Consider the following 11,017-nt stretch of genomic DNA (forward strand, 5'->3'; position numbering starts at 1 on the left):
GGCCCTCGAGCTGTTACCGCTGGAGGAACGCGTGAAGCATCTGGATGAGGCCAGGGGCCGGACGCAGGAACAGAGCGCCATGGACCCGGCCTTGCTGCTCCAGATGGATCAGGAGGAGCAGGGCCGTTCGGAACGCCACTGGCTCCGGCCGAGACTGAATCTGATGCGTGGCATTCAGCTCTAGGAGGGCTACGTCTGCTGGTGCGATGAGGCCGTTGCCTTGCTGCGCACTTCTCAGGCGCGTCACCCTGTCGACGGGGGATCAGGAGTTGCAACACGCACGAAAGAGGGAGCGGGTCAGCCCACAGCTGACCCGCTTCTTTCAGCAGGCTGGCGAATCTACACAACATCGAGAATCTTGTCTCGGCCCCTTGTGGATCTGGCTGAACCATTGAACAAGTTTTCCAGCACCATGTGGTGGAGAAATGTGCCGCCCTGAGCGATGCCCTGCCTGGCCTCCGGCATGACGCTGGCCATCACCTGCCAGACATGAAACATCCCCGGCCAGATAACTGAACCCTCACCTCTGCTGCCCACGCCCGGCCCGCAAAGGCCTGGATCTCCTCCAGCAGCTCGTTGCCTCCGGCTTGGATCAGGAATGGGGAAGACCGCTCAGTTCGGCGAAGCTGGGAGAGGCCAGCGGGGTGCGCAGATCCTGGGGCCCCAGATACCGCTGGGCCGCGAGATGAAGTGCTGCCGCCGTCACTGTCAATTCCGCTGTATCGCGCCGCAGCCACGCCCCCGAAGCATCACTGAGATCCGTCTAGGGCGAGAGCAGCGCCGCGCCACTGGCCTGCGGGAGTCCCAGCTCCCGGAGGCGGATCAGGGTCGACACCGCCAGCCCACCCCCGGCCGAATCTCCCGCCAGCACCAGGTGTTGGCCCTCAAAGCCTTGTTGCAACAGCCAGCGGTAAGCCGCGACAGCGTCTTCCAGCGCGGCGGGAACGGGATGTTCTGGAGCCAGTCGGTAGTCAATGGCCAGTGCACGCACTCCAGCGGCCTGCGCAAGGCGGGCCACCAGGGCGCGGTGGGGGATGAACGATCCAGGGGTGTAAGCTCCCCCGTGCAAATAGAGGATGGCGCGTTCGGAGGAGCATGCCATTCCGCCTTCATTCCTGAGACAGTGAGGGGCGTGATGACCACTGCGTTAGGTGGTCTAAAGCTGGCTCCAAAGCTGTCCTGGACGCGCCGTCCGGCTGCGATATCAGTGATCTTCTGGCTCTGGCTCTTCCAGAGTCGTGCGGCCCCGTTCATCAGCCGGGCCTGCCAGCTCAGACGAGCAGCGGGAGCACTCACCGGAGGATCGACTCGCCCCGTTGATCCGTTTCAAATTTCAGAACATTGGCATGGGGCACCGTGCCGGGCGGACTGTAGAACGAGCCGCTGGTCACGAACAGGGTGGAGCGGGTGGCCTCAGTCTCCCCGAAGGCCACCGCCGTCGGCATGTCCAGACCATCGGTGCGCTGCAGCAGCACCGTGATCTCTCCCTGGGGTGAAACCCGTTCGACCGTGTGATCCACGACGGTCGCGAAGTACAGATTGCCCCGCCCATCAAAGGCAAAGTCGTCAATGTTGTGAAAGTGAACTGTCGGAAGGAAAGCGGTGAGAGCACCTGGGGTGCCGTCTTGAGCGATGGAGATCCTCCACAGCGTTCCCGTAGACGAATTCGAAACGTAGACCTCACCGCCGTGCACCTTCACGCCATTGGCCCCGTACACCGGGAAGCCGTACGCGGACTGGCCCTGTGGGGCCAGTCGGGCATCTTCGATCCAGACTTCGCCCTGGCCCTGTGGCGTGATCCGGTAGAGCCGCCCGGCCAGGTCGTCGGCAATGTACAGGAATCGACCATCATCGGCCATGCCGTTGAGCCCTGCCCCAGCCGGGAGGGAAGCGAATTTCTGAAAGCGGCCTGCCGTGAGCCGCCAGACGCCCGCCAGCTCAGTGCTGTTCGACCGCACCGCGACGAAGATCTCACCGTTCTGTCGCGCGACCAACCCATTGATGCGGGGATCGGCCTCCTTGATATTAGGCGCAGGCAAGGTCAGCCGCTCGCTGGGTTGGCCTGCCCTCTGTCTCCAGACGCTGGACGCTGGCGCCCTGATGCAGCGTCACGTAGAGGGTGCCGTCCAGCGTCATCACCACATTCTCTGGATGTTCGCCTTTCGAAGGATCGAAGGTGGCCAGTGGAGTGGTTCGGGAGGATAAATGCATGGACGTCTCCAGGGCAGAGCGGGGCGCACAGGCGGGCAAGAGCACTGCGAGGAGCATCACCAGGGAGAGCCGCTTCACGCGCGCGCCCTCAGGAGGTGCCACACGGCTTGGGCGAGCCGGGTGGCACTCCAGAAAATCACCAGGGCATTGACCACATGGAACGCGCGGAGAAAGGACGCGGTCGCACCAAGTTCAAAGAAGACGTACTGAAGCGCGTACAGCCCGAAGAGGCCGACGGTCGCCAAGGTGATGGAACGGGGCAACCGCCCCACGAATGCCGCGATAGCCATCGGCAGAATCAGCAGGCCGAACCAGTCACCGAAGGTCTTGTGCAGGCCATAAAAGCTGGGGCTGACCAAGGCCCCCATGCCAGCGAGGAACACTTGAGCAAGGATGCACAGCACGAGGAGGGAGCACAGCACCAGGTAAGTCCAGCGTGCGCCGGAAAAGGTGGGCAGGGGAGTGGTGGGAACAGTCGTCATAGAATCTCCAGCACTAGGGATCCAGCGCGCCGCAGCACTGCGGCGCGGAATAGGTCAGACCGAGGGGCTTACGAGTCGGTCTGAGGGGTGTGGTGGTGGGCCAAGCGGGTCAGCAGGTCGTGCAGGGTGCGCTGCTCAGCGGCGCTCAGCGGTGCAAAGAAGGTTTCGGTGACCTGGGCGTTCATGTTCTCGACCTCCTGCAACTTGCCTTCCCCCTCTGGAGTCAGGTGCACCTCGAAGGCCCGGCGATCACGGGGATGGGGTCGCCGCTCGACCAAGGTGAGCCCTTCCAGAGTGTTGAGCAGGCCGACCATGGGTGCTTTATCGATGCGGGTACGTTCGGCCAGACGGTTCTGGTTCATCGGCCCAGCCTCGTGGAGCATCTGGAGAATGGCGGCGTGAGCGGGTTGGAGGCCGAGACTGGCCATACCCTCGGCGTACTGCTGTCCAGCGAGCGAGGTGACCCAGGCGAGGGCGTAGCCTGTCCAACGGTCGGCCCCAGTGGGCATCGTCATGCCCACGGGCGGCCGGGGAGATGAATCCGCAGGAGCAGTGGGTCTTGCGGGAGAAGGAGAAGGATCGCGACGCTTCACATCAGTACGTTACACCAATAAACGTTTATTGTCAAAACTATCTAAGTGTGCTTCGCCTGAGTGTGTAGTACCCGAGACGTTAAGAGCAGCCGTGTCCTGGAGGCGGTGGAGTGCGCGAAAGAGTTCATCCCGATGTGCAACGAATACCGGCCGCCCAATCCAGTTCCGCTCCTGCCATTGATCCGAACGCGTTCGGTCGGACAGGTGCTCGTGGCCGCTGAAATCGGCGACGACTAGGGCTTCAGGGCTCTGGACAGGAATCAGCCAAGATCACTGCGCACAGACTGGAAGGCGTGATCCTCCGCTCAAGGCGGCAAGCGGCCTTTCAGGTAAAGCAGCAACGAGTCGGCATGAATCAGTGCACTCGATATGGTCACACGCTTGGAGACTGCGCTTCAGACGTGTGCGTCTCAGATACCACTTTTTCCATAATGCCATCTGCTAAGACTTGAGGGGTTAAGGAACTGGAGAAGGATCAGGCGTCAGATGTTGTGGTTCGGACAACCCAGGACATGTTTAAACGGTTTGGCCGATTGAGCGTGGAGTACCACTCAATCGACGTCAACTGCCAGAAACCTTCACATTGTGTTCGGCCAGTCGCACGGTCTTCTGGCGACTTGGCGAGCTTGATCCAGTGCAAAGCGAAGCGTTGAGCGGGGTCGGAAAAGGCCGAAAATGCTCTGCAGTGAACCGTGCGCGCCAAGCGCTTGCACCAAGTCTAGGCTGTTCACTTCATCCAGCAGGGCCCACAGGCCTCGGGATTTGGATTCTTCAATCGCCGCGAGGCCGGCGGCGTGCATCCGCACTTCACGGATCAGCTGCTCGGCGCGCTCCTCGTCACTCCGCGCCCAGTGAGAGGTGCGGCGCGGCGAGACGAACTGCTCGGCGCGGTCGTCGATCTTACGCGCGGGCCCGTCAATCCAGCCCAAGCACAGCAGTTCGTCCAGCATCTGCTGCGTGGAGACGTCCCTGTCTGCCAGAAGTTTCTTGAACCGCACGAGCCACACGCTGTTCGCTCTGAAGGGGCCACCATGATCCAGACGACTGCCCTGCCCTCCACGCCTGCCCACGCCCTTGATGAACGCACCAAGAGCTTCTCCTGCTCGCCACCATGCTGGGCCTCTTCCTGTTCGCCCTCGATCAGACCATCGTCGCGACGGCCCTCCCGCGCATCATGCAGGAACTCCAGGGCCTCTCGCTGTACGCCTGGATCCCACCCCCTACCTGCTGACGAGCACGGCCACCGTCCCGGTCTACGGCAAGCTCTCCGACCTGTATGGGCGCCGCCCGGTGCTGCTGTTGGGCATCACGGTGTTCCTCATCGGCTCAGTGCTGTGCGGAGGAATGCTGCAGCTCGTCGTCGTCCGGGCGGTGCAGGGCCTGGGGGCAGGGGCGTTCGCGTCCATCGCCTTTGTTCCAGCGGCGCGATGGGGGTGCCAGGGGAGGGCTGGAGCTGGCCGGTCTGTCCCGGAACAGAGGCGGCCCTGAGGGCGCGCCGCGCCGTCCCGTCCAGTGCTTCCAATCCTCCCTGTTCAGGACGTGGGTTGACCAGACTCGGCGGGCATCTTGCGCTGGCACAGCACAGGCCCTGAATCAGTGCGCCCAGCGCGTCCGGCAGGGCGCTGGAGAGCTCGGGGTGAAGGGCACCCAATTCGGGGTCGTGCAGGGCCGCCTGAGCCGCCGCCGAAGGCGCGGTCATGGGTTGCAGGCTTGGCCCCACAGTTATTTGCTGGCGCTGGGCCTCGCCCCCCTCACTCCAGCAAGCGCAGATTGACAGCGCTGTTCAGGGCGCGGAGCGGGGGAACCCCAGACGGTGCGATCCGGCAGAACGCCGTTGGCAACTGTCTCTTGTAGCGCCATGCAGGGCAATGCGTGTACAAAACGTTGTTGCAGCGCGCGGTGGAGCTTGTTCAAAGGTCTCCGAGCCTCCCGACAACGTATTCCAGCGGAAAAGAGCGGGCTAAACTCCGTTCCCATGCTGGTGCTGACCTGGGGTTGGAAGGCTCAACCCCGATTCGCGGTCATCCATTTCCAGCGACGCCGGTGTCCGACGTCCTGAGGGACGAGCGCTATTTCACGGTGTACAGGTAGACCGTGGTCTCATCGTCATGGGGCGCAAAAGCAAAGGTCAGGCTTCCCCGGTCATTCCAGACGGTGAATGGGTTGGTCGTCATCGACCGGTAGGTCGGATCGCTGGCTGAGCTGGGCACCGTCTCCCACAGCGGCACCGGGAAGCTGGACAGAATGCGTCCCTCGTTGAAATTCACCAGTTCCAAGCCGCCCAGACCAAAGACGGTCTTGGTGGGATGTCCCCCCAGGTAAGCGACGCCGCCGCACAGACTCAGCTCGCCCTCGAGGTGATGGCAGTCCTGATAGTCGATGTAGCTCATGGGGTTGGCCTGCATCTTGACCGCGCTGCTGATGGGCGCGCCGCCCGCGTCAAGCGGCCAGGAGTACCAGCGCCGCGCTCCCCAGCTCACCAGATGCAGTGCTCGGTTCACGGGATCTACCACCACGCCCCCCAGGTGATCGCGGGAGCGCAATACCTCGGTGGCCTGATCGGTTGCTGTGTCCACCCGGTACACAATGGCGCTGCTGTTGGGCCGGTATTCCGCGACAGGCACGTAGACATACTTCCCATCGAAGTCGATGCCGCCGGGATGGTAGACGTCGCCTTCACCTGTGGCCAGGACGATGTCGGCCAGCAGTTTGCCGGCACCATCGAATTTGAACAGATGCGCCTTGCCTTTGCCTGCACTGCGGTCTAAACCATTCTGAGGCTGAGGATACCGCTGTGTGCCTTCCAGAATTTCGACGGAGGACAGGTAGTAGACGTCCCCGACCTTGACCATCCCCTGCGGGTGGAACGCGTTGAACTGCAGCTTGAAGTTGCTCAGGGGCGTCCAAGTTGAGGAGCGGCTGAGTTTCGGGAGTTCCGCTGCGACGTTGGGGATCGCGGCCAAGGTGGTGGTCATGGTCGACAGGCCTAGCGCAAGCGCGAAAGACAAGCTTTTCATGCAGGTAGCGTAAAAGAGAACTGTCATCCGCAGAACAGCTCAGCAGGCTTCACAGACGGTCGTCCTGAACGGCGGTGGTACCCAAACGGCCTCAAGGTCAACAGCGGGGAAAGCTGCCCTGACCCTCCTCAAGCTGTGGACTCCGTCTGAAAGGCTTGCTTCCGATGGTGTGTTCGGGTGGCCGCAGATGCGCTGTTGGTGCTGGGAGGAGTTCGGCTCGGTCACGGCGTGTCAGCCCAAGCCGCTGAAGACCACTCAACCGTCTCTGCGGTTGAATCACCTTCTCTTCACTCGTCTCAGAGGTGTTGCACGTCACTGATCTAAGAAACTCCCTATTTGGCCATGTCTTGCATTCTGGCGCTTCAGCCGTCACACTCGCGCCATGACGAAGAAAGCAGCCAAAGCCCCAGCCAAAAAGCCCGCCGCCGCAGCGGCTCCTGCACCCGCCCCTCAAGCTGTACCTGCAGAGAGCACCAAGCTCGGCAAGGCTCAACTCGTTGACCTGATGGCCGACCAGAGCACACTGACCAAGAAGCAGAGCGACGACGTCTTCAGCAGCATGCTTGACCTCATCGTGGAAGCCCTCAAGGGCGGCAAGAGTGTCGGCCTCCCTGGTCTGGGCACCCTGAGCGTCAAAGACACGGCCGCCCGAACCGGCGTGCGCCCCGGCACCAGTGACAAGATCCAGATTCCCGCCGGCAAGAAAGTGGCCTTCAAGGTCGCCACTACCCTGAAAAGCAGCCTGTAAACTCCTAGGAACGATTCCAGGCGGTGCTTCGGCACCGCTTTGTTCATGGAGCGCTGGACGGACACGCTGCCGTAGGTTGGGTACAGCCCGATCGGTGGTTTTACGCCATCAGAGCGGCGTCAACCCTCCGCCTTGATCCGGCCGACCAACACCGCCCAGCCCACATGCTCGCGCTGCCAGCCCAGATCTTGTGCCCGGCCTTCCTGAACCCGCCGTACGCCCTCCGTGTGATGCGGGTGATCCGGCGAAGCAGTGGCCCAACGGTGAGCCGCACTCCACATCAGGCTGCTGGAGTGATCCCTCTCCTCGGTCGTGACGGAAGGGGGCGGGGCACGTGACGCGCCCAGATCATATTCCAGATCCGAAGCGGAGCCCTTTGTGGGTGAACTGACAGGCTTCTTGCTCTTCACCTGCCACCGTACCCGCATGCCATTTAAAATTGGAGACCAGGTGAAGTGGAGCAGTCATGGCGGTGAAGCGCACGGCAAGATTGTAAGGGTGGCGCATGAGGACGGCGAGGTGGGCGGGTTCCACTACCGGGCCAGCCAGGAAGACCCCCGGTACATCGTGGAACTTGAGGACGGCAAGCAGGCTGCCCACACAGAACAAGCGCTCTCGAAGGCCTGATTTCCTCCAGAGTGACCTCATCCCCTGCAACAGGCGGGGGCTTCTTCACCCGACCTTGCCGTCCTGCTCCAGAACAAGGACAGGACGACTTTCCTCTGATGGCTAAGAGACGCCCGTAATTGCTCAGCTGCACGGTGCAGAACTAGCCCACCATCCACTCCAAGGCAGTGAGAGAAGTTAGGCTTTCTCTTGCTCCAGCCACTGGTTGATTTCGATCAAGTTTCCAGAGTTGTCCCGAATCCAGAAGTTCTTCACGCCAGCAGGCGCCACGGCCGTGACCTCCAGAACGATTTCGACGCCCCTGGCTTTCAGCTCCTGAGCCGTCTGGTCAATGTCGTCCACGAGCAACCCGACATGTTTGATGCCCTGCGTCACCAGCGCCCCAAAGACATCTTTGCCCTCATCGGGACTCCGCGAAGACCCAGTCTGTTGGATCAATTCCACCCGCAGACCCATCTCGGAGACGAGATGGGCAATCTGGACACCAGCTTCTGGAAAACCGAAGCGGCGCTCAGGTTTGAACCCCAGCATGCCGCTGTACCACGCACTGGACGCGTCGAGATCGGCCACCACCAGCGCGACATGATGAACTTGCTTGAACATGTTCTCTCTCCCGTGCTGCTCCCCGCAGCAAAATACTGTCGCTGAACAGGGCCTAGGCCCGCCCCGTGCTGTACTCATGTCTTTTCCAGCCTTCCTCTGAACGGTCAGCGGGGGTCAGCCTGATAGTACGGCGCAAACCGCCACCAGCTCCAATACATTTTTCAAGGGTCTGCGATAGAGGCTTTCTATCAATGGCCGTGGAACTGCGTCAGTTGAGATATTTCGTGGCCGTCGCCGAGGAGCTGCATTTCGGCCGGGCTGCCACACGGGTGTTCCTGACGCAACCGTCGTTGAGCTACCAGGTGGCCCGCCTAGAAACAGAATTGGGCGTCAAGCTGCTCACGCGTGACCGGCGCACGGTCGCGCTCACCGAGGTGGGCCGCACTTTTCTCCATGAGGCGCGGTTGACGCTGACGCAGTTGGAGCGGGCGGTAGACGTCATCCGGCTGTACCGGCAGGGCGAGCCCATCCGGCTGAAGCTCGGCTTCGTGGCGCTGGAGTACCTCACGACGGAGGTGATGCGCGGGGTGCTGGGGGCCGTCCGGGCCACCCAACCCGAGGCCAAGATCGAGTTTCACGAGCTCTTCCTCGCTCCGCAGGTGCAGGCGGTGCTGCGGGACGAGCTGGATGCAGGGGTGTTGCACCGGCCGTTTGGAACAGCGCCGTTGGCGTTTGAGCCATTGCTGTGGGAGTCCTTCGTCCTGGCGCTGCCTGAGCACCATCCCAGCGCTGGAAAAGAGGTGGTGGACGCGGCGAGTCTTCAGGGGGAGCGCTTGTTGCTGTACCCCCGTGAACAGGCGCCGGAGATCTACGACCGCTGGGAAGCGCGGGCCCGCGAAATGGGCATGAGGGTAGCAGGCGCGCCCGACGTGTTGCAGGTGCAGGCCATGTTGGCGCAGGTGGCCGCCGGGCAAGGCGTGGTGGCGTATCCGTCTCTGGTCGCCGCCCGCTATCCGGGCTTGGGGGTGGTGTTCAAACCGGTGGAGGGCGGCGTGTTCGATTTGGAGTTGGGGGTGGTTTGGAAGGCCCACCGCCAGTCCCCGCCGCTCCAAGCCCTGCTGACGGCGGTGCGGGGCTTCCGCCACGAGGTCAGCAGCGGCTGAACCGGCGTCTTTCCTCTCTTACACTGAATCTATGCGCCGGTCTCCCTCTGCCGTGAATTCCCCTTCTTCCCCTCAGGGTCTGCGGGTCGCGCAAGGGGCCCCGGGGGGCCTGACCCGGCACGTGACCTGGCTCGAACTGTTTTTTGACCTGGTCTTCGTGGTGGCCGTCTCCCAGCTGGGCCGCCTGCTGCTTGAAGACCACAGCCCGCGTGGGGTGCTGGTTTTCCTGGGCTTGTTCGTGCCGGTGTGGTGGGCCTGGATCGGCATCAGCTACTTTATTGATCAGTTTGAGTTGCCAGAGGTGCCGCTCCGGCTGTTGATGCTCTCGCAGCAGGCCTTGGCGCTCGGCCTGGCCTTGGGCCTCGAACCGCTCACCGAGGGCCGACAGACGCTGTTCGTCACGGCGTACCTGGGCCTGCGCCTGACGCTGCTGGGCCTGTATGTCCGGGCCCGTTCCCGCGTGGCGGGCGCCGAACTGCTCAACACCAAATACGCGCTCAGCTTCGCGCTCGGCAGCGGTCTGTGGCTGGTATCGCTGGGTGTGGCCGCCCCCAGTCAATATGGGTTGTGGGGTGTGGCGCTGGCGCTCGAGATCGCGGGAACCGTGTGGGCGTATGTCAGTACCCCGACCTTGCCGCAGCAGGTCTCCCATATGCCGGAACGCTTTGGCCTGTTTACCCTGATCGTGTTGGGAGAATCCATCCTGGCAGTGGCGACGGGGGGCAGCCATATTGAAGGCTCCGGCGGGTGGGTCGTCGGCGGCTGTGGCCTGCTGCTGGCGTTTTTCGTCTGGTGGCTGTCCTTCGACTATGCCGATGAGGAGGTCATTCACCGGGCCATCCGGGGGGGCGGCAGGCCCTGTACCTCAGCTTCGTCTACGGGTACGTCCACTTGCCGGTCTTCGCCGGCATTGTGGCCGCCAGCATCGGCCTGGAACTGTTCTTTGAGGAGGTGGGACAGGCCCACGTCAGTGCTGAGGCCAGACTGCTGCTGTGCGGGGGCCTCGCGCTGTTCCTGAGCGCGGTGAGTGTGTCGTGCAGCGGGCCGCGCCGCAGGGCCTACCCACCCGCGTGCTGGTGGGCCGCGGGGCAGGGGTTATTGATCGCCTTAGGAACCTTCGGGGGCAGTGCAGGCGCAGCGGGCCTCGCGCTGGGGGTGACCGTGGTGGTGGGGCTCTTGCTTATCGCTGAGTACCGGCGCCCAGGGAGCACGGGACTTGACCCGGCCTTCCCGCGCTGAGCGGCAGCACCGCCGCCGTGTTACTCATCCGCATGGCTTCACTTGGGTGCCGTGCGGCGGTGGAGTCACGGTGAAGTCGGCGGATTCCACGGCCAGCCAGTCCGGAAGGCGTGGCCCGGCATCACCCCCCGGCCCACGGCTGTGCGGCGAAGGTGAAAAAGGCGTCCGGGGTCAGGGGACGCGCCACGTAGTAGCCTTGAAACTGAGTACAGCCGAGCTTGACCAGCTGTTCCAATTGTTCTTGAGTTTCGACGCCTTCGGCGATGACGCTCAATCCCAGGCGTGTGCCCAACGCCACCACGCTCTCGATCAGGGCGGCCGCGTGCGGCACACCTTCTAATACCAAACTAAACTGAGTCCAGAACATGTTTGATCCAGGGGAACAGGGTCAGCG

The 11,017-nt window shown here is 62.8% G+C and carries 17 protein-coding genes; 7 read left to right on the plus strand and 10 right to left on the minus strand.

Features of this window, described 5'->3' with window-relative positions; genetic code table 11:
- The first annotated feature begins 31 nt into the window (after positions 1–31).
- Positions 32–184 carry a hypothetical protein gene (locus E7T06_RS21405; protein WP_168733679.1) on the plus strand — a complete coding sequence of 51 codons (153 nt, stop codon included), beginning with the start codon at positions 32–34 and terminating at the stop codon, positions 182–184.
- A gap of 579 nt (positions 185–763) precedes the next feature.
- Here E7T06_RS21405 and E7T06_RS19715 read toward each other — a convergent pair.
- From E7T06_RS19715 to E7T06_RS19740, 6 genes are all read right to left on the minus strand, one after another.
- A complete protein-coding gene (locus tag E7T06_RS19715) occupies positions 764–1,102 on the minus strand; it encodes an alpha/beta hydrolase fold domain-containing protein (RefSeq protein ID WP_136367470.1) in 339 nt (112 codons plus the stop codon).
- Positions 1,103–1,292: 190 nt separating this feature from the next.
- Positions 1,293–2,039, minus strand: coding sequence for an SMP-30/gluconolactonase/LRE family protein (locus E7T06_RS19720; protein WP_136367471.1), 747 nt, complete (start codon positions 2,037–2,039; stop codon positions 1,293–1,295).
- A complete protein-coding gene (locus E7T06_RS19725; RefSeq protein WP_136367472.1) occupies positions 2,026–2,211 on the minus strand; it encodes a hypothetical protein in 186 nt (61 codons plus the stop codon). Before E7T06_RS19725 ends, E7T06_RS19720 begins: the two co-directional genes overlap by 14 nt.
- Before the next feature lie 74 nt (positions 2,212–2,285).
- Positions 2,286–2,693, minus strand: coding sequence for a DUF6220 domain-containing protein (locus E7T06_RS19730; RefSeq protein WP_136367473.1), 408 nt, complete (start codon positions 2,691–2,693; stop codon positions 2,286–2,288).
- A 68-nt stretch (positions 2,694–2,761) separates the two neighbouring features.
- Positions 2,762–3,208 carry a MarR family transcriptional regulator gene (locus tag E7T06_RS19735; protein WP_136367474.1) on the minus strand — a complete coding sequence of 149 codons (447 nt, stop codon included), beginning with the start codon at positions 3,206–3,208 and terminating at the stop codon, positions 2,762–2,764.
- A 656-nt stretch (positions 3,209–3,864) separates the two neighbouring features.
- Complete coding sequence (locus tag E7T06_RS19740; protein WP_136367475.1) at positions 3,865–4,284, minus strand: hypothetical protein; 420 nt, start codon at positions 4,282–4,284, stop codon at positions 3,865–3,867.
- A 79-nt stretch (positions 4,285–4,363) separates the two neighbouring features.
- Here E7T06_RS19740 and E7T06_RS19745 point away from each other — a divergent pair, with 79 nt between their 5' ends.
- Together E7T06_RS19745 and E7T06_RS22225 are read left to right on the plus strand one after the other, a co-directional pair.
- Positions 4,364–4,774, plus strand: coding sequence for an MFS transporter (locus tag E7T06_RS19745; protein ID WP_346763222.1), 411 nt, complete (start codon positions 4,364–4,366; stop codon positions 4,772–4,774).
- A 148-nt stretch (positions 4,775–4,922) separates the two neighbouring features.
- Positions 4,923–5,060 carry a hypothetical protein gene (locus tag E7T06_RS22225; protein WP_168733680.1) on the plus strand — a complete coding sequence of 46 codons (138 nt, stop codon included), beginning with the start codon at positions 4,923–4,925 and terminating at the stop codon, positions 5,058–5,060.
- A gap of 295 nt (positions 5,061–5,355) precedes the next feature.
- Here E7T06_RS22225 and E7T06_RS19750 read toward each other — a convergent pair whose 3' ends face one another.
- The gene (locus E7T06_RS19750) at positions 5,356–6,303 is read right to left on the minus strand and encodes a DUF6454 family protein (RefSeq protein WP_136367476.1); all 948 of its coding nucleotides are present in this window, start codon (positions 6,301–6,303) and stop codon (positions 5,356–5,358) included.
- A 382-nt stretch (positions 6,304–6,685) separates the two neighbouring features.
- Between E7T06_RS19750 and E7T06_RS19755 the strand changes: the two genes are divergently transcribed.
- Positions 6,686–7,051 (plus strand): HU family DNA-binding protein, encoded by a 366-nt coding sequence (locus E7T06_RS19755; protein WP_136367477.1) that lies wholly within the window; start codon positions 6,686–6,688, stop codon positions 7,049–7,051.
- A 119-nt stretch (positions 7,052–7,170) separates the two neighbouring features.
- Here the strand turns inward: E7T06_RS19755 and E7T06_RS19760 are convergent, their stop codons facing one another.
- Positions 7,171–7,479, minus strand: coding sequence for a hypothetical protein (locus E7T06_RS19760; protein WP_136367478.1), 309 nt, complete (start codon positions 7,477–7,479; stop codon positions 7,171–7,173).
- On the opposite strand from E7T06_RS19760, the gene E7T06_RS19765 reads away from it, so the two are divergent.
- Positions 7,478–7,678: a DUF2945 domain-containing protein gene (locus tag E7T06_RS19765; RefSeq protein ID WP_136367479.1), complete on the plus strand. Its 201-nt coding sequence runs from the start codon at positions 7,478–7,480 to the stop codon at positions 7,676–7,678. The two genes, E7T06_RS19760 and E7T06_RS19765, sit on opposite strands and share 2 nt — an antisense overlap.
- 177 nt (positions 7,679–7,855) lie before the next feature.
- Here E7T06_RS19765 and E7T06_RS19770 read toward each other — a convergent pair whose 3' ends face one another.
- Complete coding sequence (locus tag E7T06_RS19770; RefSeq protein ID WP_168733681.1) at positions 7,856–8,281, minus strand: VOC family protein; 426 nt, start codon at positions 8,279–8,281, stop codon at positions 7,856–7,858.
- A gap of 191 nt (positions 8,282–8,472) precedes the next feature.
- Between E7T06_RS19770 and E7T06_RS19775 the strand changes: the two genes are divergently transcribed.
- On the plus strand, positions 8,473–9,384 hold the full coding sequence (locus E7T06_RS19775; protein WP_136367481.1) for a LysR substrate-binding domain-containing protein: 912 nt from the start codon (positions 8,473–8,475) through the stop codon (positions 9,382–9,384).
- A 31-nt stretch (positions 9,385–9,415) separates the two neighbouring features.
- Positions 9,416–10,402: a low temperature requirement protein A gene (locus E7T06_RS19780; protein ID WP_136367482.1), complete on the plus strand. Its 987-nt coding sequence runs from the start codon at positions 9,416–9,418 to the stop codon at positions 10,400–10,402.
- A gap of 342 nt (positions 10,403–10,744) precedes the next feature.
- On the opposite strand, the gene E7T06_RS19790 is transcribed toward E7T06_RS19780, so the two are convergent.
- A complete protein-coding gene (locus tag E7T06_RS19790) occupies positions 10,745–10,990 on the minus strand; it encodes an EAL domain-containing protein (RefSeq protein ID WP_136367483.1) in 246 nt (81 codons plus the stop codon).
- Positions 10,991–11,017 lie beyond the last annotated feature (27 nt).

It is taken from the genome of Deinococcus sp. Arct2-2, assembly GCF_004801315.1.
In the GTDB taxonomy this organism is placed as follows: Bacteria; Deinococcota; Deinococci; order Deinococcales; family Deinococcaceae; genus Deinococcus.